General features: G+C 56.9%; 22 protein-coding genes and 1 riboswitch. Of the genes, 6 read left to right on the top strand and 16 right to left on the bottom strand.

The window, feature by feature from the left end; translation table 11 throughout:
- The first annotated feature begins 8 nt into the window (after positions 1–8).
- Complete coding sequence (locus tag LJA86_RS10810; RefSeq protein ID WP_229226136.1) at positions 9–1442, top strand: glycoside hydrolase family 32 protein; 1434 nt, start codon at positions 9–11, stop codon at positions 1440–1442.
- 84 nt (positions 1443–1526) lie between these two features.
- On the opposite strand, the gene LJA86_RS10805 is transcribed toward LJA86_RS10810, so the two are convergent.
- The 5 genes from LJA86_RS10805 to LJA86_RS10785 all read right to left on the bottom strand — a co-directional run bounded on the left by LJA86_RS10805 (position 1527) and on the right by LJA86_RS10785 (position 5071).
- Positions 1527–1988 carry a hypothetical protein gene (locus LJA86_RS10805; protein WP_229226135.1) on the bottom strand — a complete coding sequence of 154 codons (462 nt, stop codon included), beginning with the start codon at positions 1986–1988 and terminating at the stop codon, positions 1527–1529.
- Between the two features lie 213 nt (positions 1989–2201).
- On the bottom strand, positions 2202–3209 hold the full coding sequence (locus LJA86_RS10800; protein ID WP_229226134.1) for a YadA C-terminal domain-containing protein: 1008 nt from the start codon (positions 3207–3209) through the stop codon (positions 2202–2204).
- Between the two features lie 588 nt (positions 3210–3797).
- On the bottom strand, positions 3798–4283 hold the full coding sequence (locus tag LJA86_RS10795; RefSeq protein ID WP_045908646.1) for an Hcp family type VI secretion system effector: 486 nt from the start codon (positions 4281–4283) through the stop codon (positions 3798–3800).
- Positions 4284–4301: 18 nt separating this feature from the next.
- Positions 4302–4628 carry a DUF1493 family protein gene (locus tag LJA86_RS10790; RefSeq protein ID WP_025913229.1) on the bottom strand — a complete coding sequence of 109 codons (327 nt, stop codon included), beginning with the start codon at positions 4626–4628 and terminating at the stop codon, positions 4302–4304.
- Entirely contained in the window at positions 4622–5071 is a 450-nt protein-coding gene (locus tag LJA86_RS10785) for an STM2901 family protein (protein WP_072061315.1), read from the bottom strand. Before LJA86_RS10785 ends, LJA86_RS10790 begins: the two co-directional genes overlap by 7 nt.
- A gap of 344 nt (positions 5072–5415) precedes the next feature.
- Positions 5416–5512: riboswitch (TPP riboswitch) on the top strand.
- A gap of 35 nt (positions 5513–5547) precedes the next feature.
- Here LJA86_RS10785 and thiM point away from each other — a divergent pair.
- Genes thiM through LJA86_RS10770 form a run of 3 tightly spaced genes read left to right on the top strand, consistent with a single transcriptional unit; the run spans position 5548 to position 7904 of the window.
- Positions 5548–6318: a hydroxyethylthiazole kinase gene (gene thiM, locus LJA86_RS10780; protein WP_229226133.1), complete on the top strand. Its 771-nt coding sequence runs from the start codon at positions 5548–5550 to the stop codon at positions 6316–6318.
- Positions 6315–7115 carry a bifunctional hydroxymethylpyrimidine kinase/phosphomethylpyrimidine kinase gene (thiD, locus tag LJA86_RS10775; protein ID WP_063622075.1) on the top strand — a complete coding sequence of 267 codons (801 nt, stop codon included), beginning with the start codon at positions 6315–6317 and terminating at the stop codon, positions 7113–7115. The genes thiM and thiD overlap by 4 nt, the downstream gene beginning before the upstream one ends.
- A 42-nt stretch (positions 7116–7157) precedes the next feature.
- Entirely contained in the window at positions 7158–7904 is a 747-nt protein-coding gene (locus LJA86_RS10770) for a GntR family transcriptional regulator (protein ID WP_045908643.1), read from the top strand.
- On the opposite strand, the gene LJA86_RS10765 is transcribed toward LJA86_RS10770, so the two are convergent.
- The 3 genes from LJA86_RS10765 to LJA86_RS10755 are packed head-to-tail and all read right to left on the bottom strand — an operon-like array spanning position 7878 to position 11106.
- Positions 7878–8831, bottom strand: coding sequence for a PfkB family carbohydrate kinase (locus tag LJA86_RS10765; protein WP_229226132.1), 954 nt, complete (start codon positions 8829–8831; stop codon positions 7878–7880). The genes LJA86_RS10770 and LJA86_RS10765 overlap by 27 nt on opposite strands.
- A complete protein-coding gene (locus LJA86_RS10760; protein ID WP_111968079.1) occupies positions 8828–9832 on the bottom strand; it encodes an ADP-ribosylglycohydrolase family protein in 1005 nt (334 codons plus the stop codon). The genes LJA86_RS10765 and LJA86_RS10760 overlap by 4 nt, the downstream gene beginning before the upstream one ends.
- The gene (locus LJA86_RS10755) at positions 9829–11106 is read right to left on the bottom strand and encodes a nucleoside permease (RefSeq protein ID WP_045908640.1); all 1278 of its coding nucleotides are present in this window, start codon (positions 11104–11106) and stop codon (positions 9829–9831) included. The genes LJA86_RS10760 and LJA86_RS10755 overlap by 4 nt, the downstream gene beginning before the upstream one ends.
- Positions 11107–11356: 250 nt before the next feature.
- Between LJA86_RS10755 and fbaB the strand changes: the two genes are divergently transcribed.
- On the top strand, positions 11357–12409 hold the full coding sequence (gene fbaB / locus LJA86_RS10750; protein ID WP_008500869.1) for a class I fructose-bisphosphate aldolase: 1053 nt from the start codon (positions 11357–11359) through the stop codon (positions 12407–12409).
- Between the two features lie 53 nt (positions 12410–12462).
- Here the strand turns inward: fbaB and yegS are convergent, their stop codons facing one another.
- Positions 12463–13362 (bottom strand): lipid kinase YegS, encoded by a 900-nt coding sequence (gene yegS / locus LJA86_RS10745; RefSeq protein WP_229226131.1) that lies wholly within the window; start codon positions 13360–13362, stop codon positions 12463–12465.
- A gap of 141 nt (positions 13363–13503) precedes the next feature.
- On the opposite strand from yegS, the gene LJA86_RS10740 reads away from it, so the two are divergent.
- Positions 13504–14004: a DUF523 domain-containing protein gene (locus LJA86_RS10740; protein ID WP_229226130.1), complete on the top strand. Its 501-nt coding sequence runs from the start codon at positions 13504–13506 to the stop codon at positions 14002–14004.
- Positions 14005–14166: 162 nt separating this feature from the next.
- Here the strand turns inward: LJA86_RS10740 and yegQ are convergent, their stop codons facing one another.
- From yegQ to LJA86_RS10705, 7 genes are all read right to left on the bottom strand, one after another.
- On the bottom strand, positions 14167–15528 hold the full coding sequence (gene yegQ / locus LJA86_RS10735) for a tRNA 5-hydroxyuridine modification protein YegQ (RefSeq protein WP_008500866.1): 1362 nt from the start codon (positions 15526–15528) through the stop codon (positions 14167–14169).
- Positions 15529–15696: 168 nt separating this feature from the next.
- Positions 15697–16419, bottom strand: coding sequence for a two-component system response regulator BaeR (gene baeR, locus LJA86_RS10730; protein ID WP_024908120.1), 723 nt, complete (start codon positions 16417–16419; stop codon positions 15697–15699).
- Positions 16416–17819 (bottom strand): two-component system sensor histidine kinase BaeS, encoded by a 1404-nt coding sequence (gene baeS / locus LJA86_RS10725; RefSeq protein ID WP_047747590.1) that lies wholly within the window; start codon positions 17817–17819, stop codon positions 16416–16418. Before baeS ends, baeR begins: the two co-directional genes overlap by 4 nt.
- Positions 17816–19231: an MFS transporter gene (locus LJA86_RS10720; RefSeq protein ID WP_229226129.1), complete on the bottom strand. Its 1416-nt coding sequence runs from the start codon at positions 19229–19231 to the stop codon at positions 17816–17818. The genes baeS and LJA86_RS10720 overlap by 4 nt, the downstream gene beginning before the upstream one ends.
- A complete protein-coding gene (mdtC, locus tag LJA86_RS10715; RefSeq protein ID WP_048224040.1) occupies positions 19232–22309 on the bottom strand; it encodes a multidrug efflux RND transporter permease subunit MdtC in 3078 nt (1025 codons plus the stop codon). It lies immediately after the preceding gene.
- On the bottom strand, positions 22310–25432 hold the full coding sequence (locus LJA86_RS10710) for an MdtB/MuxB family multidrug efflux RND transporter permease subunit (RefSeq protein WP_229226128.1): 3123 nt from the start codon (positions 25430–25432) through the stop codon (positions 22310–22312).
- Complete coding sequence (locus LJA86_RS10705; RefSeq protein ID WP_048028298.1) at positions 25432–26634, bottom strand: MdtA/MuxA family multidrug efflux RND transporter periplasmic adaptor subunit; 1203 nt, start codon at positions 26632–26634, stop codon at positions 25432–25434. The genes LJA86_RS10710 and LJA86_RS10705 overlap by 1 nt, the downstream gene beginning before the upstream one ends.
- Positions 26635–26720 lie beyond the last annotated feature (86 nt).

Genomic DNA, 26720 nt, shown 5'->3' with positions numbered 1-26720 from the left:
GTAGAGAAATGACGTATTCCATTACGAAAGCAGAACAGGAAATTCAGTCCAGACGCGAAGGGCTCAACCTGCGCTGGTATCCCCGTTACCACCTCGCTGCGCGTGCTGGCTGGATGAACGACCCGAATGGCCTGGTCTGGTTTGACGGCTGGTATCACGCCTTTTATCAGCATCATCCTTATTCGACCCAGTGGGGTCCGATGCACTGGGGCCATGCGCGCAGCAAAGATTTAGTTCACTGGGAGCACCTCCCGGTTGCGCTGGCACCGGAAGGACCAGACGACAAGGACGGCTGTTTTTCTGGCTCAGCCGTGGTGGATGGCGACACGCTGGCGCTGATCTACACCGGCCACAAATTCCACGGCGATCCCGGCGATGAGGCTAATCTCTACCAGGTTCAGTGCCTGGCAACCAGCCGTGACGGCATCCACTTTGTGCGGCACGGGACCGTCATTGACACACCACCTGGACTGCACCACTTCCGCGATCCGAAAGTATGGCGTGAAGGGGAGTGGTGGTACATGGTCGTTGGCGCGCGAGAGGGTAATACGGGCCAGGTGCGTGCGTACCGGTCTGCCGATCTGCGCGAATGGCAGGACAGGGGCGTGCTCGCGGTGGCGGAAAAAGAGATGGGTTATATGTGGGAATGCCCGGACTTCTTCACTCTCGGTGGGAAACGCGTGCTGATGTTTTCGCCTCAGGGACTCACCGCAGACGGGTTTAAACATCGCAATCTTTTCCAGAGCGGCTATCTGGTAGGTGAATGGCAGCCCGGTCAGCCCTTTGTGCGTGAAGGTGAATTTGTGGAGATGGATTACGGGCATGATTTCTATGCGCCGCAAAGTTTCCTGACGCCGGATGGCCGACGCATCGTCATCGGCTGGCTGGACATGTGGGAATCCCCGCTGCCGGAACAGGAGGATGGCTGGGCGGGTATGCTTTCTTTACCGCGCGAGCTGACGCTGAGTGCGGATAACCATCTGCAAATGCGGCCGGCCAGAGAAGTTGAAACCCTGCGCGGGACGTGGTTCTCCTGGCCGATAAGTACGCTTAATAACCAGCAGATGACGCTGGTGGAACACTGCGATGCGATGGAGGTCATTCTGCAATGGGATTGCACGAACAGCAGCGCGGAGCAATACGGCATTCGTCTCGGCGACGGACTGCGCCTCTATGTTGATGCCCAGATGCAGCGCCTGGTGCTGGAGCGACACTATCCACAGTATGGCCTGTGCGGTACCCGAAGCATCGCGCTTAACCTGAACGACGCGCTCAGCCTGCGCCTGTTCTTTGATAGCTCGTCTGTGGAAGTGTTTGTTAACGACGGTGAGGCGTGCCTCAGCAGCCGTATCTATCCTGATGCAGGCTGCCGCGAGCTGGCGTTATTTGCCTGGACGGGAGGAGCGTCGCTTATTCATGGCGGGGCGTGGCAGTTAGAGTAAATGTCTATTTAGTCACGAGCTAAAATAAAGCCCCATACAAATGGGGCTATGTAAATCTTATGAGGTGGGAGCGGAATGCTAAGATCATATTTTTGATAATTGTGCGTTTACAACTCTCTCTTTTTCGACAACCAGCTGCATAATATAGCCACCCTTGTGCCATGAACCCTTATTTGGCTTCCAGCCTTTCGAAAGCAGATATTCAGCAGCTTCAGAGATTGGCTTATTCATAACGTGATCCGCTTCACCTGAGAACTTTTTTAAATCACCGCTTACTTTGGCCGGCTTGCTATCACAACGACCCGCAGCATCCATTACCTGAGTGCAGCCTTCAGGAAGGTGCCTGTGCGCTGACTGTGCAAGTTGAGCAGCATTCTCTAAAGCCTGTTTTTCAGCAGCAGCGTTAATGGCTGTAGTGCGGTTTTGCTCTGCAATATAACAAGCATCTTTACTTACTCCTTTGCTTTGACAATCAGCCATCCGTTGAGCGGGTGAGGAACACGCAGCAAGAGATAATATAGCCGCTACCATCATTAACTTTTTCATTATTGCCTCAGTAATTACAATTATAAATATACGTGCCTAACATCAAGCCGATCCATATCCCTAATAAAATAAAAGTGAGATACAAAACAGCGGAGATAAAAATGTACTTTGTCATTTTCTTTGCGAGCAGCAATGTATTGAGTTATAGCCAGCTGATTAAAACGCATGGGCGAGTTTTTTAGCTTACTGGCATTTTATTTTAATACTCTAGCATCACCATCCGTAAGATGCGGACGCCGCAACAATTTCATCACCGTTGGATGTACCTGATGTAGAGAGGGTAGCGGCTACATTCTCAGCGAACTTATGACGGTAGCCGATCGCATAACCTTGCGCATCTTTGAAGTTGGCAGCTCCGACAGCAACCGCGTTATCTGTATCAACGTAATGCAAACCAGCAAGAGAAGCAGCGCCAGCGATACCAGCACGATATTCCTTGCGATCCTCATTCTGCTGATTCTCCAGAGAAGAGAACTTAGCGTTATTTTGACTTTCTAACGCAGTAATACGTGATTCATGATTCGCTAATTGTGCGCTGTGATTCTGAATCGTCGCTTCCTGCGTTTGCTGGCGTGACTGAACGTTAGCAACAGCAGCTTTATTCGCTGCGGCTACCGTTTGTGCATCTACAGCTAAAGATTGCGCATAAGCGCCCGTATTAAATGCCTGAGTCGCTTTGTCATAGGCATCCTGAAGTGCATGATCTTGTCTATCCTGATCGGCGTTGAAAATGCTTTTATCTACCTTACTTGCAAGCGCTTGTGTATTAGCATCTGCTTTGTTGTTCGCATTAATGGCGGTGATTTCGGCATGATCAGCAGCGGCTTTAGCGCCAGTAGCATCAGTAAGCGCTGTATCAGCTTTTGCACCAGCAATCACAGCATCAGATTCAGCTTTATCTACTCTCGTGTTTGTATCAATGATTGCTTGTCCGTTAGTCATAACGCCTTGTAAAGCTGCGTCAACTTTATCAGTTGCGCTTTTAATTGCATCATCACGCAATAAATTTTCATCTCGCATGTTGATAATATCAGTGCGATTTGTACCAATATCAACACGATTTGCCTCTTCACGATCTGCATTTTGTTGATTGATTTGGGTTTGAGTCCAGCCCAAAGAATCTACAACATCATCAGTGCTGATCGTTGCCGCGAATGTTGCACCAGAAAACACAATACCAAATACAAAAACAGCGGTAGCTGATGTATTTAAACATTTCATATTAAAGCTCTCATCATCAATACAAGAAAAAATTAGGGCGCTATCCTGGCGGGAAGATACAACGTCTTGTTATATCTGTATTAATTCACGATTAACGTTGAAAATTTAAGTTTGATAACTTATTTCGTAACGTGCAGCAACTATCTATGAATGTGTAATTATGGTTATTGATCTAAATCATAAATCGCATTAATAGCTAATTTAGTTCGTTGTAATAGAAAAGATATTACCTGTTAAATATCAATGATATAAGTTTTTAGTTGGTTTGATTTTATGATGTGTATGAAATAAAAACTCATTAATATTTTTTAAGTTTCTTGGCGAGGAAAGATGAAAAATAGGCGGAATAGTTAATGTCAGTTAATGGATCTCTCTCTCTGTTTTATTATTGAATCCTTCTTATGTTTTGAATGAAAGCAATGCTGAGCCTAACAGTAATCCTGCAGTTTTTTGCTAAAAATATTGTGGTTGAAAACTCAAGCGAAATGTATCTGGATATAAATTTATATGACTTAGTAACAGAATTGTTATACAAAATGGAGAGTCTGAAGGAGGGGCAGGGTAGCCCCATGTTTAAAGCTTTTTTTGCTATGCTTGTTTCTTTTCGTTCCACGCATCGGAGTGCAAGATATTGCCATCTTTATAAAGGTGAGTGATTTTCTCGTAGGCTAAAGAAATATCTTCCATATGGCCTGTACCCGTAGCCGTTCGGGTATCGTGCATCACAGGGCTAAAGCTAACTACTTTCACACGTTCTAATGTAATGGTGTAGTAAATTTCCTCTTGCCCGCTGTAGTTGATACGATAGAAATTAAACTCAGCGCTTTTAAGAGTCTGCCCCGTTGCAACAGCTTTAAACAGATAGGGTGATGAACTGTCAATCTCTTTAGTGAAGTTGAATGAGCAATGTTGTCGGCTTCCTGTCACTTTACCTGTTAAATTGTCTGTAGGAATGATCACGCTATGCTGTAAGCTACGTAGTTCTATGCTTCCATCACGCCCATGAACGTCACAAGATCCCATGATCTGAGATCCACCATCATCTTTTAAAATCAAATGTACTGGTACAGCCATTTTTAACGCTCCTTGCTGTTAGTCGTATAACCATCTTCCTGCTTTAGCCGATTCTGCAAACATCCTTACAGTAAGAGGTTTTGAGATTTGCTTTACTGGTTTATCAGTAAACCATCTTCTAAAGAACCACGTTCTAAACCACGGATAATATTTCTGATAATTCATTGCTGACATGTCAATATTAAAAAAACTGTCGTATTTATTAATGCAATAAATTAAATCATCATCGTCTGCATAATCTTGAAGAATATCATCAAGCTCTAACGGTATCAGCTTTCCTGTGAATGTACCTGACACAGGTAACTCTTTACGGAATAGCTCTAAAACTTCCTGATCTGTTACCATATGCGATCTTTCTCGTGTGCGATGGTGTTGTAGTCACGAACGGTTTTATAAACGATTTGACTAATATCGCTCGCTACTATAGCCCAACCAACAACAGGTAATCCACGCCCCACAAAAGCGCCCAGGTTAGTAACATATTTAGGCTTAAGTGTTGTTATGCTCGCTTCTGTAAGAGTTGGAAGTCTTACAGGTAATTCAGTGTTAAGAAGTTGGCGAAGGTATTTTGATGCTATTGACGTACCCGCTGTGGTTCCGTAAGGTTTACCTCTTGTTTTTAATAATGGCAGACCCAGAATAATACAGCTCATTGAAATAACATCTTTAATTCCGCCAAATTGATCATTAACTCTATCCAGTAAAATCCAAAAAAATAACTCTCCTGCAGTGATATTGCATACGCCACGATAGAAATATGTTCCATTTAATTCTTCTACTGTATCCATCAGTAACCCTTTAGTTTCAGGCAACATGTTTATTAATCGTACTGCGTGCAAGTACAAAGGGGAAGCTGTTTTTATGAAAAAGCACTTAAAATCAAAGTGCTGTTGGCTAAATAATTCATTAGCTACTGCTCAATACCATCTCTTACAATGTTAATTATTTTCTTTTCTGGGAAGGACCTTTTAGTTGTTTAACTAAAAAGACAGTGTGTAATAGAATGTCGTTGTTCTTTTTGAGCACTCGAAGTCTTTCGCTCCTGCCTTGAGTGAAGAATCATTATCCGAAAGAGTGGGCTTGCTTGAGCCAGCAACTTCCCCTAATCTGGCAAAAAGTAAGCTAATGCTTACCAAATGACTCGGGGTGCCCTTCTTTGTGAAGGCTGAGAAATACCCGTATTACCTGATCTGGATAATGCCAGCGTAGGGAAGTCAGATGCCTTCCCGGTCATCGCTTCTTCACGCAAGGCAGGAGCGAACCCATGCAGCCTGACCTGCTCGATTTACACGTTTTACATCACTTCCGCACCCGTTCTCCACTGACCCATTGTATGACTAACGATGTCGTACAGACCTTTACGGCCAACGTTTTGCTGGCGCTTGGCGCATCCCCGGCGATGGTGATCGAGGCCGAAGAGGCCGAGCAGTTTGCCGCGATAGCCGATGCGCTGCTGGTTAACGTTGGCACGCTGACCGCGCCGCGCGCCCAGTCGATGCGTCGGGCAATTGAAAGCGCGATGGCGGCAGGCAAGCCCTGGACGCTGGACCCGGTTGCGGTGGGCGCCCTGGCGTTCCGCACTCGTTTTTGCCATCAAATTCTTGCCCTGAAACCGGCGGCCATTCGCGGCAATGCCTCTGAAATCCTTGCTCTTGCCGGGATGAGCGCCGGCGGGCGCGGCGTCGATACGACCGATACCGCCGCCAGCGCGGTGCCTGCAGCCCAGGCGCTGGCCCGGCAGATCAATACGATTGTGGTCGTCACCGGCGAGGTGGACTACATCACGGACGGGCAACGTACCCGAACGGTTACCGGCGGTGACCCGCTGATGACGCGCGTGGTGGGCACCGGATGCGCGCTTTCTGCCGTTGTGGCGGCGAGCTGCTCGCTGCCGGGTGACCGGCTGGATAACATCGCTGCCGCCTGCGGATGGATGAAACGAGCCGGAACGGTCGCGGTTGCGCAGTCGCGTGGCCCAGGGAGTTTTGCCAGCGCGTTCCTGGATGCGCTCTACACGCTGGAGGAGCAGGCATGAAGCGGATTAACGCCCTGACCATTGCCGGCACCGATCCCAGCGGCGGCGCGGGTATCCAGGCAGACCTGAAAACCTTCTCGGCCCTTGGCGCGTACGGCTGCTCGGTCATTACCGCGCTGGTGGCGCAAAACACGCGCGGCGTACAGTCAGTCTACCGGATTGAGCCGGATTTTGTTGCCGCGCAGCTGGATTCAGTGTTCAGCGACGTGCGCATCGATACCACCAAAATCGGCATGCTGGCCGAAACGGATATCGTTGAAGCGGTGGCCGAGCGGCTTAAACGCTATCAGGTGCAAAACGTGGTGCTGGATACGGTGATGCTGGCGAAAAGCGGCGATCCGCTGCTCTCCGCCTCTGCCGTGGAAACGCTGCGCAAAAAGCTGCTGCCACAGGTGGCGCTCATCACGCCCAATCTGCCGGAAGCCGCCGCGCTGTTGGGCACATCGCACGCGCAAACGGAACGCGAGATGAAAGCGCAGGGGAACGCGCTGCTGGCGATGGGCTGCGGGGCGGTGCTGATGAAGGGCGGGCATCTGGATGACGCGGAAAGCCCGGACTGGCTCTTCACCCGCGACGGCGAAGTGCGCTTTACCGCGCCGCGCGTGCAGACCAAAAATACCCACGGCACGGGCTGTACGCTCTCGGCCGCGCTGGCGGCGCTGCGTCCCCGGCATGAAGGCTGGGCCGATACGGTGCGCGAAGCGAAAGCCTGGCTCTCAGCGGCGCTGGCAAAAGCCGATACTCTGGAAGTCGGTCACGGTATTGGGCCGGTTCATCATTTTCATGCATGGTGGTAAGCCAGTATACTGGCAGGAAACACCACGCCTGAGAAAACAGAGATGGAACAAGCGCATACCCGGTTAATCGCTCAACTGAATGAACGGATCGCCGCGCCCGATAACACGCCGCTGTACCTGAAGTTTGCCGAAACGGTAAAAAATGCGGTACGCAGCGGGGTGCTGGAGCACGGGAATATTTTGCCCGGCGAGCGCGATCTGAGCCAGTTGACCGGGGTGTCGCGCATTACCGTGCGTAAAGCGATGCAGGCGCTGGAGGAAGAGGGTGTGGTGACGCGCGCTCGTGGCTACGGGACGCAAATCAACAATATCTTCGAATATTCGCTGAAAGAGGCGCGCGGCTTCTCACAGCAGGTAGTGCTGCGCGGCCAAACGCCAAATACGCTCTGGGTTAACAAGCGGGTGGTGAAATGCCCGGAAGAGGTAGCGAACCACCTGTCGATCTCCCCGGACAGCGAGGTCTTTTTGCTCAAGCGCATTCGCTATGTGGATGACGATGCGGTGTCGATTGAAGAGTCCTGGGTCCCGGTCGGGTTAATTCCCGACCCGGATGCGATTGGCATTTCGCTCTACGACTACTTCCGCAGCCAGAATATCTTCCCGCAGCGCACCCGCTCAAGGGTGAGCGCCCGCATGCCGGACAGCGAGTTTCAGGCGCACATTAAGATGGATGAAAAAATACCGGTGCTGGTGATCAAGCAGGTCGCGCTTGACCAGCAGCACCGGCCGATTGAGTACAGCATCAGCTACTGTCGCAGCGACCTATACGTCTTTGTGTGCGAGGAGTAATTCCTCGCGAGTTGGTGCGCAATCGCCGCCGCGTTGGCTGACCACCCGGGACGCCACGGCATTACCTAGCAGAACCGCGTCCGCCAGCGACCATCCTCCCGCCAGTCCGGCAAGCGTGCCGCCCGCGTGGCTGTCGCCTGCGCCAATGGTGTCCACGACCGTCGCCGGGAACGCCGGAACAACGCCCGAGCTCCCGGCGTCATACCAGGCCGCACCGTCTTTATCGTGGCGCACAATCAGTGCGGCCCGGAAACGCTGCTGCCACTCTGCACCCAGGTTTTCAGTCACGACACCCAGCCGCCCGGCTGCGATCTCCGCTTCCTGACGATTAAGGGACACGATTGGCCTGCAGGCCATAATTCGCGCCATCAGCGCGTCGGGGATATCCGCAATACGGGGGCCGAAATCGATGAAGGCCGTCACCTCCTGTAACCCCTCCAGCCAGCGTGTCAGCAGTTCACCGCACGGTGAGGCCAACTGATAGCCGGACAAATACACCAGGCTGTTTTGCGGGACGTGAAGCGCATCCAGCCAGCGCTGTTGCCACTGGTTCTCCACGCCGCTAAAGGACATAAAGGTGCGTTCGCCGTCAGGCTCAACCAGCGCCAGGCACCAGCCGTTATCGCCCGTCTCGGCCTCCACAGCGCTGTGCAGATCCTGCTTCGCCATGGCGTTGCGGATAATATCTGCCCACACGCCGTGACCGACGGGCAGAGCGTTTTGCGCCGTAATGCCGAGCCGCTTCAGGGCAATGGCGATATTCAGCGCGCAGCCGCCAATATTCACGCCCTGCTGCTTAAGTTCGATATCGCACCCGCGCCAGGGCAGGGCGTAGGCGTCGGCGATGACGTCAATCACCGCTGCGCCCAGCACCGTCACCGGGCGCGTGGCGTGCAGATTTTCGAGACGTTGGGCAAATGCATTCATACGCCCTCCCTTTGCTCCCTGAAGTGCAGCAGTTTCTCGCAATAATGGCCGAAGTTGAGCTGGTTGACGGCATCGAGTTCGGCTTTGAGCGCCGGGTCAATCGCCTGCACACCGTGGAGCGCACCGCAGATGGCCGTCGCCATGGCGCCAATGGTGTCCGTATCACCGCCCAGATTGGCGCATAAAATGGCGCAGCGGTTCGGGTCGGTTCCCGCCAGTTCCACCATCGCAATGGCCGCCGGAACGGACTCGATGGTACTGGTTCCCGCGCCAATCAGCTGATAAACCTGCTCGCTGGCGGAGTCAATACCGTTGGCTTCCCGCACGGTCTTAAGTGCCAGCTCAATACGCGCCGCCAGCGACGCGCTGAAGGTGGTGGTTTTCATCTCCTGCGCATAGCGGGCGATCCCCGGCAGGGCATCAACGATGTTCTGCCAGCTTTCGCCGTCGATGGCGCGGGAAACCGCCCAGGCAATCACCACCGCGCCGGCAATGGCGAGATCCGATTTATGGGTCGGGCTGGAGGCCAGCGCCACCTGTTCGACAAAGTGTTCCAGCCGCGTCGCCGGGAGCAGGCAGCCCAGCGGGGAGGCGCGCATCGCCGCCCCGTTCGTCACACCGTTGTTTTCCAGTTCGCTCACCGGCTTCCCGTCACGAATCGCATTAAGCGCGATTTTTGAGGTCGGGCCGAGCACATTCTTGTTGAACGCGTCGAAATCCAGCGCCCAGTTCAGGATATGCTTGCCGATAACGTCTGCGTTAATCTCCCCGTCGCACTCAATGATCGCATCGGCGAGGCACAGCGCCATTGAGGTATCGTCGGTGAACTCTGCCTGCCCGAAATAGCAGGCCGCGTTATTTTCTGCCGGGCCGGGTAAAAAGCGGTCGATCCAGCCGAAGTGCGCTTTGACGCGCTTTCTCGGCCACAGCTCCGACGGCATGCCCATCGCATCCCCTAACGCCTGCCCGTAAAGGGCACCGAGAACACGTTCTTGTTTCATTTAACTTCCCCTTGTGTCAGCGCGGTATCGCCATCAACCACCTCAATAGCAGTGATCTCTTTGTCCGATTCGCGGAAAAACAGCATAAACAGCACGGCAATCACGGCAATCATGATTGCGCCAAATGCCCACATTCCGGCCCAGTTGAAGGTCAGCCCATTCACCGGCTCTTTATATGCGAACATTTTTTCCATCATCACGCCGCCCAGGCGGTAACCCAGCAGGCTACCAAAGCCCTGGCAGCACAGCGTAATCAGGCCTTGCGCGGCGGTACGCATGTGCACCGGCGCTTTTTTATCCACGTAGATGTACGCGGTGACGTAGTAGAAGTCGTAGCTCACGCCGTGCAGCAGAATGCCGAGGAACAGCAGGGCGTAGGTGAAGTACTGTTCCGCACCGCCGTAAACAAAGAACCCGTAGCGGATGGCGGCCGTGATCAGACCCAGCAGTAAGACCTTCTTAATACCAAAGCGTTTGGTAAAGAACGGCAGCGCCAGCATAAAGAAGATTTCAGAGAACTGACCGAGCGTCATCCAGCCGGTGGCGTTTTTCATTCCCACTTCGGTGAGATAGCCGTTGGCGAAGATGTAATAGAAGGCCAGTGGCATGGCGAACAGAAACGAGCAGAAGAAGAACACGAGGAAGTTTTTGTCGCGCAGCAGGATCAGCGCGTCCAGCCCCAGCATCACTTTGAAGTCCAGCTTGCCGGTACTTTTCGGCGGTGTGTTCGGCAGGAAGAGGGCAAACACGCCGAGCAGGGCGGAGCTGGCTGCCGTCATCAGCAGGGGAATATTGGTATCGGAAATATCGCTATAGCCCAGCATCTGCGGCAGGAAGCCGCACGCCAGCCCGGAGGCGATCCAGCCGATAGTGCCCATCACGCGGATACGCGGGAAATCGGCCTCGACGTCATCCACGTTCGCGAAGGCAATACTGTTGGTCAGCGCGATGGTGGGCATATAGGTCAGGGAGTAAACCAGCAGCAGCGGGAAGAAGGTGCTGAACTGGGTTTGCTGTGCGGCGAAGTACATCAGAATCGCGCCGGCAAACATCAGCACCGCCAGTACTTTCTGCGCGGCGAAGAAGCGGTCCGTCAGCGATCCGACCAGAATTGGGGAGAGGATAGCGGCAATGGCGGTACAGGCATAAGACCAGCCGATTTCCCCGGCGGTAAAACCGCTTTTGCTCAGCCACAGCCACAGCGGCACAAACCACGCGCCCCAGATAAACCATTCAACAAACATCATGAATGACAGTTGGACTTTCGTTTTCATTTTTTAATCCTGCATGTCAGAGAGGGTACGCCTTTAACATACCATTCTATAATACCTTTTAAATACCTTTATGGCGATTGTTTGATCAATGTAACAGTTTTGTTGTACACGAATCGAGCCAGCAGATTGTGCTGAAAAAAAATGCAAAAGGTGGAAAATCTGTTAAGTCGGTACCAGGCTTAGTCTGCCCATAAATAATGGGACTGGATAAACACACACCGACACGACGTCGGACTTACGGGAGTATCACATGACTGATATTGCGCAGTTGCTTGGCAAAGACGCCGACAGCCTTTTACAGCATCGTTGTATGACCATTCCAGCCGACCAGCTCTATCTGCCGGGTCATGACTACGTCGACCGCGTGATGGTCGATAACAACCGTCCGCCTGCGGTTCTGCGAAACATGCAGACGCTCTACAACACCGGGCGGCTCGGTGGCACCGGATATCTCTCCATTCTGCCGGTAGACCAGGGCGTTGAGCACTCGGCGGGCGCCTCCTTCGCGGCGAATCCGCTCTATTTCGATCCGAAGAACATTGTTGAGCTGGCGATTGAAGCGGGCTGTAACTGCGTGGCCTCCACCTACGGCGTGCTGGCCTCCGTCTCGCGTCGCTATGCCCACCGCATTCCGTTCCTCGTGAAGCTGAATCACAATGAAACCCTGAGCTACCCCACCGAATATGACCAGACGCTCTACGCCAGCGTCGAGCAGGCGTTCAATATGGGGGCGGTTGCCGTTGGGGCGACGATTTACTTTGGCTCTGAACAGTCCCGTCGTCAGATTGAAGAGATCTCTGCGGCGTTTGAGCGCGCGCACGAGCTGGGTATGGTGACCGTGCTGTGGGCGTACCTACGTAACTCGGCGTTCAAAAAAGACGGCGTGGATTACCACGTGTCGGCCGATCTTACCGGCCAGGCGAACCATCTGGCGGCGACCATTGGCGCAGACATCGTGAAGCAGAAAATGGCCGAGAATAACGGCGGCTATAAAGCGGTGAACTTTGGTTACACCGATGACCGCGTTTACAGCAAGCTGACCAGCGATAACCCGATCGATCTGGTGCGCTACCAGCTGGCGAACTGCTATATGGGACGTGCTGGGCTGATTAACTCCGGCGGCGCGGCGGGCGGCGATACTGACCTGTCAGACGCGGTGCGTACGGCGGTTATTAACAAACGCGCGGGCGGCATGGGGCTGATCCTGGGTCGTAAGGCGTTTAAGAAATCGATGGCCGACGGCGTGAAGCTGATCAATGCGGTGCAGGACGTCTATCTGGACAGCAAAGTCACGATTGCCTGACCTGAGGGCGAAGTGTAGGCCGGGTAAGGCGTAGCCGCCACCCGGCAATACCATCAGCGCAAAAGCACACAGTCCGGCGGCAACCGACACTGCAGCGCGCCGGGCAACACCTCAATGCGGAACTGTGTTCCGCTTAGCGGCTCTCCGTCGAGGTTAAACGTCATCCCGTGCGGGGCATTGACCTCAAACCATGCGGATTTCCCGTCAATGATATTCGGACTCTCTTCCGGATGCGTCAGCGTGGTAAACAGCGCGGGCAGAAGGCCGTCGCCCGTGAAAATCCGCAGCTGTAGCTGACCGTCATTGATCAGCGCCTCCGGGCACAGCTGCTGACCGCCGCCTGCCTGTCGACCATTGCCAATCCCAATGACCAGCGCGTCACCCTGCCACTGAAAATCCTCGCCGCGAATTTCGCAGCGGTCAGGCTTGAGGGTATCCATGCGCATCAGACCGTGGATCAGATACGACACGCCGCCCAGCGCCGCCTTCAGTTTTTCCGGCGTTTCGCTGGTGATGCGCGTGCCGAACCCGCCGGTGGCCATATTGATAAAGCAGGTTTTGTCATTCACCTGCGCAATATCTACCGCGGTGGCTTTACCGAGGATCGCCAACTGGAGCGCTTTTTCTAACGCCTCCGGGATCCCTGCGCTGGTGGCAAAGTCATTGGCGGTGCCGAGCGGTAAAATACCCATCACTGGGCGGTTTGCCGGGGGCAGGTCGATCAGCGCTGACGCGATTTCATTGATGGTGCCATCGCCGCCGCCGGAAATGATGGTGTTGACGCCAAGCCCGAGGGCTTCATTGATATAGCGTGCCGCGTCGCCTTTTTCCCAGGTTACCCTGACGTGGATCCGCGCGCCGTCGTCACGCAAATCCTGAATTGCCTGACGCAGGAGATCGTTGCCCGCACTTTTGCCATTGAGAATCAATAAACTGTCTGGATAGGTTGCCATCCGCGCTGCTCCCTTTTTTAGCGTTAGTAAGAGTGTATAGCAGAGAGAAAAAAAGCGGGTAAGAACAGGATGAAAGGAACAAAATAAGCCCGAAAGCGCGTTACACTCCAGCGATGATATGAATGTAATCACAGGAAAGTGATGATGAATAAAATTTTGGTAAGCGCGTGCCTGATGGGCTTCAGGGTTCGTTATAACGGAAGTGAAAAAGCGAGAATGAACGCGCAACTCGCTCTCTGGCAACAGGAACAACGTCTGGTTATCCACTGCCCTGAACTGGCTGCCGGGCTGCCTGTACCGCGTCCTCCGGCAGAGATTATGTCCGCTGATGGCAAAGACGTAATGCTCGGGCAAGCCAGAATTGTTGAAAATACCGGGCAGGACGTGACCGCACATTATCAGCTTGCAGCCTGGCTTGCGCTACGCGCTGCTCAGGAGTCGGGGTGTAGCGCTGCATTGTTAACCGATGGCAGCCCAACGTGCGGCAGTGAGTTTATTTATGACGGATCGTTTCGCGGAATACATAAAGCGGGGAAGGGGGTTGCGGCATCGTTGCTCGCAGAGCATGGGATTGCCGTGTTCTCAGAGAAGCAAATCGACGAACTCATTGCCTGGATTGAGGAGAGAGAAGGCAAAAAATAAGCCCGCGTAAGGGAGATTACGCAGGCTAAGGAGGTGGTTCCTGGTACAGCTAGCATTTATGGGTTATGTTTTTCAGCGGGGGGGATAATACCCGTATTGAACGAAGCGGTATGTGATCCGATTCTAAGAATTATCCCAGCGCGAAAAAATTTCCCTGATTGACTATTTGCCGTGTGGGTTACGGGTGCTTTCACCGTTGAAGTTACGCATCAGCAGCGCGAACTTCAGCTCCACCTCTTCCGGAACCGGCAGCCAGACGGTATGCCCGTCACCCGGCGCCACCTCAATCGCTTCGCCTTTGCCGTTTTCCAGATGCTCCAGCGTAAAGTTCATGTTGCCCTGCGGGGTCATCAGCTCCAGGCTGTCGCCTTTGGTGAACTTGTTTTTCACCGCGACGGCCGCCAGCGCGCCTTTGCGCTCGCCGGTGAAGTCACCGACAAACTGCTGGCGCTCGGATACGGAGTAGCCGTGCTCGTAGTTCTGGTAGTCGTCGTGGGTATGACGGCGCAGGAAGCCTTCGGTATAGCCGCGATGCGCCAGGCCTTCCAGAGTTTCCAGCAGGCTGGTATCGAACGGTTTACCGGCGGCCGCATCGTCGATGGCTTTGCGGTACACCTGCGCGGTACGCGCGCAGTAGTAATAGGATTTGGTGCGGCCTTCAATCTTCAGGGAGTGCACGCCCATCTGGGTCAGGCGCTCGACGTGGGCGATGGCACGCAGATCTTTCGAGTTCATGATGTAGGTGCCGTGCTCGTCTTCAAAGGCGGTCATGTACTCGCCCGGACGTTTGGCTTCTTCAATCATAAACACGCTGTCGGTTGGCGCGCCGATGCCCAGCGTTGGCTCAACGTTGGTCACCGGGATCGGCTCATGCTTGTGGACGATGTTGCCGATGTCATCCTCTTTGCCTTCCTGAACGTTATATTCCCAGCGGCAGGCGTTGGTGCAGGTGCCCTGGTTCGGGTCGCGTTTGTTGATGTAGCCAGAAAGCAGGCAGCGGCCGGAATAGGCCATGCACAGCGCGCCGTGAACGAAGATTTCGATTTCCATATCCGGCACCTGGGTGCGGATCTCTTCGATCTCTTCCAGCGAAAGCTCGCGAGACAGGATGACGCGGGTCAGCCCCATCTGCTTCCAGAACTTCACCGTTGCCCAGTTGACGGCGTTAGCCTGTACGGAGAGGTGGATATCCATCTCCGGGAAGTTCTCCCGAACCAGCATGATTAAACCCGGGTCCGACATGATCAGCGCGTCCGGCCCCATATCCACCACCGGCTTCAGGTCACGGATGAACGTTTTCAGCTTGGCGTTGTGCGGCGCGATGTTGACCACCACGTAGAATTTTTTACCCAGAGCGTGCGCCTCGTTGATGCCGAGCTGCAGGTTCTCGTGGTTGAATTCGTTATTACGTACGCGCAGCGAGTAGCGCGGCTGGCCCGCATACACGGCGTCGGCGCCATAGGCGAAAGCGTAACGCATATTTTGCAGCGTTCCCGCCGGGGAAAGGAGTTCCGGTTTAAACATGTTTGTTCTCGTTCTGATGACAGGTCAGATCCGCGTGCACCAGGTGCAGCGGTAAGGGGAGATCCCCCACTTTAAGGGCGGGCATTGTAGCGCTGCGGGGCAGGGAGGTAAAGTTATTGTGCCGGGCGGCGGCTTCGCCTTACCCGGCCTGGATTGACCCTCTGCTGGCTAGGCTATCCTGCACGCATCCGCTTCCCAGCGATACCCCACACCATACACCGCGCGAATAAACGACTGCTCGGCATCCAGCGCCTCCAGTTTGCGGCGCAGGTTTTTAATGTGGCTGTCGATGGTGCGGTCGGTCACCACGCGGTAATCGTCGTACAGGTGGTTCAGCAGCTGTTCGCGGGAGAAGACTTTTCCCGGCTCGTGGGAGAGGGTTTTCAGCAGGCGGAACTCCGCAGGGGTCAGGTCCAGCAGCTTGCTGCGCCAACTTGCCTGGAAGCGGCTTTCGTCGACAATCAGCGGGCTTTCGGCGTCCAGCACCTGAAGCTCGCGCTGCGGCCTGCAGCGGCGCAGAATGGTTTTCACGCGGGCGACTACCTCGCGCGGACTGTAGGGCTTGCAGATGTAGTCGTCCGCGCCGATTTCGAGCCCCAGCAGGCGGTCAATCTCTTCAATTTTGGCGGTGACCATGACGATCGGGACGTCGGAGAAGCGGCGAATTTCCCGGCACAGGGTCAGGCCATCGGTCCCGGGAAGCATCAGATCCAGCAGGATCAGGTCCGGCGGGGTCTGGCGCACGTAAGGCAGCACCTGGTCGCCGTGGCTGATCAGTGACGGGGCATAGCTGGCCGCGCGTAAATAGTCGATCAGCAGTTGTCCCAGCTTGGGTTCGTCTTCGACGATCAAAATGCGCGGCGTGTTTTCGTCAATCGGTAACTCGGTCATACTTCTCTCGATAAATCCCGTTCCAGAGGTAACTCTACTGTAATGCTTACCCCGCCAAAAGGCGAATGGGCGGCGCGGATCGTGCCATTATGCGCCTCGACGATGTTAACGCAAATCGCCAGCCCCAGACCGGATCCGCCGCTGGCGCGGTTGCGGGAACCTTCGGTACGGTAAAAACGTTCAAACAGTTTTTCCAGCTGCGTGTCCTGCACGCCGGGGGCGGAATCCGCGAAGGTAAGGGCAAAGCGCCCGTTTTCCTGTCTGCCGGAAATCAGAAGCCCGCCGCCGCTGTCGGTGTAGCGCAGGCTGTTTTCCAGCAGGTTGTTGAACAGCTGCATCAGCCGATCTTTGTCGCCAAACACCACCGCGCTGTCCGGCAGGGAGAGGTCGATTTTCAGGTTGCGACTGGCAAAGCGTTCGCGGAAGGCGCCGCTCGCTACTTCCAGCACGTTAATGACGTCTACGGGCGCCTTCTGGTAGGCCAGCGCGCCTTCGTCGGACATGGAGAGCTGGTGGAGATCGTCCACCAGCTTGGTGAGCGTGCCCACCTCCGCCTGCAGGGAAGCCACCGATTCGGGCGTAAACTGGCGCACGCCGTCCTGAATGGCCTCGAGCTCGCCGCGCAGCACCGCCAGCGGCGTACGCAGCTCGTGTGAAATATCGGCCATAAAGTCGCGGCGCATCTGCTGGTTTTTCTCAAGCGTGCTGGCGAGCTGGTTAAAGTCCTGCGCCAGCTTGCCCAGTTCGTCCTGGCTGCGGGTATCGACGCGGGTGGTGAAATCCCCGGCGGCGAGCTTGTGCGTGCCTTCCACCAGGCGTTTCACCGGGGCGAGCAGACCGCGCGCCAGCGGGAAGGTGGCGAGCGCGGCGAGCAGCGTGGAGAGCGCGACAATCAGCCAGCTTGTGCGACGCTGCTGGCGGTCAAAGTTGATGTCGGTGTTGCGCGTCAGGCGCTCCACCGGAGAGGCGATCACCCAGCCAACGGTGGCGTTATTGACTTTAATCGCCCGCCGGGTGCCGTCCGGCGGTATCGGCGCGCGCGGGCCAACCAGGGGGCGCATATCCTGGTCGATTACCCAGAACTGGGTGCGCCAGCCGTGCGGCGGCATGCCCGGGCCCGGACGATCGTCGCCGGTATCGTGCTCCAGCGAGCGCAGGATCTGGAAAATAAAGCGATCATTGTTGCGCAGAAAACGCCAGTTGCCGTGCTGGGCGTACTGTTCACTCAGCGCATCGCTCAGTCCCTGCAAACGCTGCTCATTGCCATGCTTGATGTAATCAATAAAGCCTCGCTCGAAGCTGACCCGCACCGCCCAGTGCATGGTGATCAGCAGGACGATACAGGTGGCGAAGATCGCTACAAAGAGCTTGCCGGTAATACCCGGACGCCAGAATTTCATGAGCCACTCCTTTTGCCGCGCCTAATCACGACGTTCTTGCTGGTGTCATCCGGCACCCGGGCGAAGATGAAAGCGGGCAGGGCGATAATGATCGCCATGCTGAGGTAGGTATACATAAAGACCTGATGCGCCACCGGCGTGTCGACGCTGAGGTGGTGCTGACCGTACATGCCGAGCAGTAACCCCGCAATAGTCACGCCCACGCTCATGGAGAGCTGCATCACCATCGACAGCAGGCTGTTGCCGCTGCTCGCCAAATCGTCCGGCAGGTCTTTTAGCGTGAGGGTATTCATCGACGAGAAGCGCATGGAGTTGATGATCCCCTGGCAGAACAGCACCAGCGGCAGGACGTAGTACCAGCCCATCAGCGCCACGGCCATAAACAGCAGGCTGACCAGCGCCAGCCCCAGCGTGGCGGCCACCAGCACGTGTCGATAGCCAAAGCGGTTCACCACCTGCACCACAATGCGCTTCATTCCCATGCTGCCGAGCACCATCGGGATCATCATCAGGCCCGCGTGGAATGGCGAAAAACCCATGCCAATTTGCAGAAAAACGGGCGTCATAAACGGCAGCATCCCGCTGCCGATGCGTCCGGCGAAGCTGCCAGACAGGCCCAGACGGTAAGTGGGGTTTTTAAACAACGCCAGGCTGAACAGCGCCTTGTCGTTTCCTCTGGCGTGCCACAGATACCAGAGTATGGCGGTAACACCGAGCGCGATCAGGAGCCCGAGCGTCAGGGGCGAAATCCCCAGTCCTTTTTGCCCGTCGAGCGCCAGGGTGAGCGTTGCCATACCGGCGGCCAACAGGATAAAACCGAAGAAATCAAAGCGCCGGGTCTGCATTTTGTAGTTCGGCATCAGCGCCAGGGTGGCCATCGCGCCGATGATGCCTACCGGGAGGTTGATTAAGAAGATCCAGTGCCAGGAGGCGTACTCCACCAGCATGCCGCCCAGCGCCGGGCCCAGCAACGGCCCCACCTGACCGGGCAGGGTGACAAAGGTCATCGCCGCCATGTACTGCTCGCGCGGCACAATCTTCATCACCGTTAACCGCCCGACGGGCACCATCATCGCCCCGCCGATGCCCTGCAGCACGCGCGCCATCACCAACTGGTCGAGGGTATTGGCCTGCGCGCAAAACAGCGAGCCGGTGGTAAACAGCACGATGGCGGTAAAGAAGATATTCCGCACGCCGACCTTATCGGCCAGCCAGCCGCTGGCGGGCAGCATCACGGCAACCGTCAGCACGTAGGAGACAATCACCATGTGCATATGCAGCGGGCTCTCCCCCAGGCTTTTCGCCATGGAGGGGAGGGCGGTGTTGACGATGGTCGTATCCAGCGACTGCATAAAGAAGCCGAAGGCGACTATCCATAATTGCCAGCGAACGTTAGCGGGGAGATCTGTCATCTACTCAGTCACCGTGGTTCTGTTTTTACGCGAAAAGCGCAGCCGCAGGCGGTCGAAGAACAGATAGACCACCGGTGTGGTGTACAGCGTCAGCAGCTGGCTCATCACCAGGCCGCCGACAATGGTGATCCCCAGCGGCTGGCGCAGCTCTGAGCCGTCGCCGCCCGAGATCACCAGCGGCAGCGCGCCAAACAGCGCCGCCAGGGTGGTCATCATGATCGGACGGAAGCGCAGCAGGCAGGCCTGGAAGATGGCCTCTTCCGGCGAGAGGTTGCCGTTGCGCTGGGCGTCCAGCGCGAAGTCCACCATCATGATGGCGTTTTTCTTCACGATGCCGATCAGCAGCATGATCCCGATAAGCGCGATAAGGCTGAACGGCGCGCCGAACAGCTCCAGCGCCAGCAGTGCCCCCACGCCCGCCGACGGCAGCGTCGAGAGGATGGTCAGCGGGTGCACGTAGCTCTCATACAGCACGCCCAGCACAATATAGACCGTGGCGATGGCGGCCAGAATCAAAATCACCTGCGAGTTCATCGTCTCCTGGAATACCTGCGCGGTCCCGGCAAAGCTGCCGCGCACGGTGGACGGCACACCAAGCTGGGTCATCGCGCGGTTGATTGCATCGCTGGCCTCAGACAGTGACGAACCGGCGGGCAGGTTAAAGGAGATGGTCGACGCCGCCGACAGCCCCTGATGGTTCACCGACAGCGGCGCGTTGGCAGGCTGCCAGCTGGCGAAGTACGAGAGCGGAATCGCCTTGCCGTCGTTGTTAATCACAAACATTTTATCCAGGGCGCTGATGTCCTGGGTGTAGCGCGGGTCAACTTCCATCACCACCTTATACTGGTTCATCGGCTGGTAGATGGTGGAGATCTCGCGCTGGCCGAAGGCGTTGTTTAGCAGGCTATTGGCGGCTTCAACGTTGATGCCCAGCCGCGACATGGTTTCACGGTCGTAGGTCAGGGCCATCTCGGCGCCGTTGTCCTGCTGATCGGAGTTTACGTCCGCCAGTTGGGGAAGGGCGGCCAGCGCCTTGCGGATCTTCGGCTCCCACTCGCGCAGGGCGGCCAAATCGTCCGAGAGCAACGTGTACTGATAGCTGGCGTTCGCTTGTCGCCCGCCGACGCGGATATCCTGAACGGCCATCAAAAACAGGTTTGCCCCCGGCTCTTTGGCGAGCTTCACCCGCAGGCGGTCAATCACCTGCTGGGCGGTTTCGTTGCGCTCGCCGCGCGGTTTCAGGGTAATAAACATCATCCCGCTGTTGACGCGCGACCCGCCGGTAAAGCCGGTCACGTTATCCACGGCTTTGTCTTCACGAATGATCTTCATAAAGTCCTGCAGCTTGCCGCGCATGGCCTGGAACGAAATGCTCTGGTCCGCCTGAATGCCGCCCATCAGCACGCCGGTGTCCTGCTCCGGGAAGAAAGTTTTCGGGATGGTGATATACATCCACACGTTGAGCACGATGGTGCCTATTAGCACCAGGCCGACCAGACGCGTATGGTTCAGCACCCACTTCAGCGATTTACCGTAGCCTTCCTGCATTGCCATCAGGAAACGGCCAAAGCCTTTGCGGCGCGGCTGCGAGTGCGGTTTGCTGCGCTTGAGCATCCAGCCGCACATCATTGGCGTCAGCGTTAGGGAGATCGCCAGCGAAATGCCGATCGCGACGGAGAGGGTGACGGCAAACTCGCGCAGCAACCGGCCCGGCAGCCCGCCCATCAGCAGCAGCGGCAGGAACACCGCCACCAGCGACAGGCTCATGGAGAGCACCGTAAACCCCACCTCGCGCGTGCCCTGCAACGCAGCCTGCAGCGGCTTCACGCCCGCTTCCAGATGGCGGGAAATGTTCTCCAGCACCACGATGGCGTCATCCACCACGAAGCCCGTCGCAATCGTCAGGGCCATCAGCGACAGGTTGTTGAGGCTAAACCCGCACAGATACATGGCGGCAAAGGTACCGATCAGCGATACCGGCACGGCCACCGCCGGGATCAGCGTCGCGCGGCCAGAGCGCAGGAACAGGAAGACCACCAGGATCACCAGCGCGACGGAGATCACCAGCGTTTGCTCGACTTCTTCCAGCGAGGCGCGAATGGTCGGGGAGCGATCCTGGGCAATTTGCAGATCGATTGCTGCCGGGATGGTCTCCTGCAGGTCCGGAAGACGGGCGCGAATGCTGTTCACCGTCTCAATAATGTTGGCCTCCGGCAGCTTGCGGATCATCAGCAAAATCGCCGGTTTGGCGTTGGTCATCCCGGCGTTGCGCACGTCCTGCACCGAGTCGGTGACGCTGGCCACGTCGCTTAATCGCACCGCCGCGCCGTTGTTATAGTGGATGATGAGCGGTTGATATTCCGCCGCGGTTTTCAGCTCGTCGTTGGTGTGGATCTGCCAGCGGTGGCTGTTATCCTCAATCGCCCCCTGCGGTTTACGCACGTTGGCGTTGCTAATTGCGGAGCGCACGTCATCCAGCGACACGCCCTGGTTAAACAGCGCCTGCGGGTTTAACCCCACGCGCACGGCGGGCAGGGAACTCCCACCGACGCTCACGTCACCGACGCCGTTAATTTGTGAGATTGTCTGCGCCAGTTGGGTAGACGCAAAGTCGTACAGTTGCCCCTGCGAGTACGTATCCGAGGTCAGCGTCAGGATCATGATCGGCGCGTCGGACGGGTTGGCCTTGCGGTAGGTCGGACGGCTCGGCATCCCGCTCGGCAGCAGGCTCTGTGCGGCGTTAATGGCCGCCTGCACGTCGCGCGCCGCGCCGTTGATATCTCGGTCGAAGCTGAACTCCAGAATGATGCGCGTGCTGCCCAGCGAGCTGCTGGAGGTCATCTCGTTGACCCCCGCAATCCGCCCAAGCGAACGCTCCAGCGGCGTGGCAACGGACGAGGCCATGGTTTCCGGCGAGGCGCCCGGCAGCGAGGCGCTGACCATGATCACCGGGAAATCTACCTGCGGCAGGGGCGCCACCGGCAGCAGCCGGAAGCCCAGCACGCCGCAGAGGGTAATGGCGAGCGAGATTAATATCGTCGCCACCGGGCGATAAATGAAGAGGGCGAAAAACTTCACTTATGCCTCCTCTTCACGTTTCGGGAAGCGGCTTTTGGTCCACAGCGCCAGGCGGTCAAACAGCAGGTAGATCACCGGTGTGGTGAACAGCGTCAGCACCTGGCTCACCAGCAGACCGCCGACCATGCCGATACCCAGCGGACGGCGCAGCTCCGCGCCGACGCCGGTGCTCAGCATCAGCGGCAGCGCGCCCAGCAGGGCGGCCAGCGTGGTCATCAGGATGGGACGAAAACGCAGCAGGCAGGCCTGGAAAATCGCATCGCGCGGCGACATGCCCTGCTCGCGCTCGGCGGCCAGGGCAAAGTCGATCATCATGATGGCGTTTTTCTTCACGATCCCGATAAGCAGGATGATGCCGATGATGGCAATCACGTCCAGCTCGCTGCCCGCCAGCATTAATGCCAGCAGTGCCCCCACGCCCGCCGTCGGCAGGGTAGAGAGGATGGTGATCGGGTGGATAAAGCTTTCGTACAGCACGCCGAGCACGATGTACATCGCCACGACCGCCGCGACGATCAGCCAGATGGTGTTACCCAGCGCGGCCTGAAACGCCAGGGTGCTGCCCTGGAACTGGGTCTGAATGTCGGACGGGAAGCTGAGATCTTTCTCAGCCGCCTGAATGGCCTCCACGGCTTCGCCGAGTGAATAATTGTCCGGCACGTTAAAGGAGATGGTGGTGGACGGGAACTGATCCAGATGGTTAATCGACAGCGGGGTATAGCGTTCTTCCACCGTGGCGATAGCGTTCAGCGGCACAATGCCGCCGTCTTTGCTGGTCAGGCGCACCGAGTCCAGCCCCGCCAGGCCGGGCGTATTTTCGGTGTTGTGCTCCAGCACCACGCGGTACTGGTTCGCCTGGGTGTAGATGGTGGAGATCAGGCGCTGACCGAAGGCGTTGTACAGGGCGTTATCCACGTCCGCCATGGTAATACCCAGACGGCTGGCGGCGTCGCGGTTGACGTTCACATACGCCGCCAGCCCTTTGTCCTGCCAGTCGCTGCTGACGTCCGAGAGCTGCGGCAGGGTTTTGAGTTTATCCACCAACTGCGGCACCCAGGTGCTGAGCGCGTCCAGCGAGGTGGCCTGCAGCGTGAACTGGTACTGCGTGCGGCTGACCTGGGTATCGATGGTCAAATCCTGAATCGGCTGCAGGTAAAGCTCAACGCCCGGCACGCGGGCCACGGCGTTTTGCAGCCGCTCAATGACGGCGTTGACGCGATCGTCGCGCTCATCCAGCGGCTTAAGGTTGATCTGCAGACGCGCGCTGTTGAGCGACGGGTTGGTGCCGTCGACGCCCACGTAGGAGGTCAGGCTCTCGACCGCCGGATCTTTCATAACAATCTCAGACACCTGCTGCTGGCGCTGCGCCATATTGGCGAAGGAGACCGACTGCGGGGCCTGAAGCGTGCCCTGAATAATGCCGTTGTCCTGGATGGGGAAGAAGCCTTTCGGGATGAAAATCCACAGCATCACGCTGAGCGCCAGCGTGCCGAGCGCCACGCCCAGCGTCGCCCACGGGTGGTTGAGGACTTTCGCCAGCACGCGACCGTAGGCTGCAATAATCCGCTCGAACATGCGCTCGGAGGCGCGCGAGAAGCGGTTTTGTTTGCGCAGGGACTCGTGGCTTAGCATGCGGGCGCACATCATCGGCGTCAGGGTCAGCGACACCACCGCGGAGATCAGAATGGCAACCGCCAGCGTCACGGCAAATTCGCGGAACAGCCGCCCGACAATATCGCCCATAAACAGCAGCGGGATCAGCACCGCAATCAATGAGAAGGTCAGCGAGATAATGGTAAAGCCGATTTCCCCTGCGCCTTTCAGCGCGGCGGCCAGCGGCTTTTCGCCTTTCTCGATATAGCGCGAGATGTTCTCGATGACGACGATAGCGTCATCCACCACGAACCCGGTGGCGATGGTGAGCGCCATCAGCGTCAAGTTGTTAATCGAAAAATCGAGGAACACCATCACCGCAAAGGTGCCGACCAGCGAGAGCGGTACGGCGACGGCGGGAATAATGGTCGCCGGAACGTTGCGCAGGAACAGATAAATGATCATCACCACCAGCGCAATCGCCAGCATCAGCTCGAACTGGGTGTCGGTGACCGACGCGCGAATGTTGGTGGTACGGTCGGAAAGCACCTTCACGCTGACCGATTTCGGCAGGCTTTCGATCAGCTGCGGCAGCATGGTGCGGATGCTGTCGGCGGTTTCGATGATGTTTGCGCCCGGCTGGCGCTGCACGTTCATCACGATCGCCTGCTGCTTGTTGGCCCATGCCCCCAGCCAGCTGTTCTCCGCGCCTTGTTCTACGGTCGCCACGTCGCCCAGACGCACTGGCGCGCCGTTCTGGTAGGCGATAATTAGCTGACGATATTCGTCGGCGGACTGCATCTGGTCGTTGGCGGAGAGCGTCACGGCGCGGGTTGGACCGTCCAGCGAGCCCTTCGCCGAGTTGACGTTCGCGTTGCTGATGGCGCTGCGGATGGTTTCGCTGGTGAGCCCCAGCGCGGCGATGGCCTGCGCGTTCAGCTTGACGCGCACCGCCGGGCGCTGGCCGCCCGCGAGGGTGACGAGGCCAACGCCGGACACCTGAGAAATTTTCTGCGCCACGCGCGTTTCGACCATGTCTTCGACCTGGGTCATCGGCATCGCGGAGGAGGTGACGGCAAGCGTCATGATCGGCGGATCCGCCGGGTTCACCTTGCTGTAGACCGGTGGGTTAGGCAGGTCTGACGGCAGCAGGTTGGTAGCGGCGTTGATGGCAGCCTGCACCTCCTGCTCGGCGACGTCCAGTGACAGAGTCAGCTGGAACTGCAGCGTCACGACGGATGCCCCGCCAGAACTCTGGGAGGACATCTGTTTTAGCCCCGACATCTGGCCGAACTGACGCTCCAGCGGGGCGGTAATGGCGGACGTCACCACGTCCGGGCTGGCCCCGGGATAGAGGGTGACAACCTGAATCGTTGGGTAATCCACCTCCGGCAGCGCCGAGACGGGCAGGAAGCGATAGCCGATAATCCCGGCGAGCAGGATCGCCACCATCAGCAACGTGGTGGCGACAGGACGGAGGATAAACAGGCGTGAAGGCCCACCTGTAGAGCCCGGCGGCAGCACCTGCATCAGGAGGTCGCTCCCTGTTTCGCCGGTTCAACCACTTCCACTTTGGCCCCTTCGGTCAGACGGTCAATGCCGTCGGTGACCACGCGGTCGCCTGCGGAAAGCCCGGCGCTGATGACCACCGTCTGGCTGTCCTGAATTCCGGTTTTTACGAGATGCTTGCTGACTTTATTGTCGCTGTTAAGCACCCAGACAAAGTTACCTTCATTACCCATCTGCAGTGCAGCGGTGGGGATCACCACCGCGTTCTCTTCGGTCGCGACCAGCATGCGCGCATTGACGAACTGGTTCGGGAAGAGGGCATCATCCTGGTTATTAAAGCGCGCCTTCAGCTTGATGGTGCCGGTGGTGGTGTCGATCTGGTTATCCAGACTGAGTAGGGACCCTTCACTCAGTTTCTGCTTGTTGGTGCGGTCCCAGGCTTCCACCACCAGGCCTTTACCGGCTTTTTGCGCCTGCATGACGGTCGCGATATCGCTTTCCGGCAGGGTAAAGACTAAATCAATCGGGTGGGTCTGGGTGATCACCACGATGCCCGTGGTGTCGCCGCTGGAGATCTGGTTGCCAATATCAACCTGCTTCAGGCCAACGCGGCCGTCAATCGGCGCGGTGATGCGGCTCCAGTCCAGCTGCAGCTGGGCGCTGGCCACGGCGGCTTCGTCCGCTTTGATAGTGCCCTGCGTTTCACTGACCAGCGACTGCTGGGTATCCAGCTCCTGACGGGACACCAGATTCGTTTTCACCAGTTGCTGGTAGCGGGCTAAATCGCGCCGGGCATTGGCGAGGGTCGCATTGTCTTTCGCGAGCTGTCCCTGCGCCTGGGCGAGGGCGACCTTAAACTGGCTCGGGTCGATTTCCGCCAGCAGGTCACCGGCCTTAACCTGCTGACCTTCCTGGAAGTGGATCGCAATGAGCTGGCCGTCGACGCGGCTGCGCACCGTGGCGGTGTTGGCGGCGGTAATGGTCCCGAGACCTGTGAGATAGCGAGGAACGGCTTTATTCACCGCCGTCGCCGCCTGAACCGGCGCCAGGGCGCCGCCGCGCATTCCATGACGCCCTCCGCCCGTAGGGCGCTGAGCCTGGCTGGTGGCACCGGCAGGTGCGGCGGAGTTCGCGGATTGGCTGTGCCAGTACCAGGCGGCGGCAAGGGCCACCACAATGATGCCAGCGGCGATTGCCCAGCGGGATTTGTTACTGCCTTTCATCGTTATACGTTCTCATCCTGAATACTTCGGGGAATGATACTAGTTTAGTCAGGCAACACAGCGGAAAAATGGAGGAAATATGGAAG

This window comes from Enterobacter sp. TCD1-1, assembly GCF_020567405.1.
Lineage (GTDB): Bacteria > Pseudomonadota > Gammaproteobacteria > Enterobacterales > Enterobacteriaceae > Enterobacter > Enterobacter quasiroggenkampii.
This window is presented reverse-complemented; position numbering and strand designations above follow the sequence as displayed.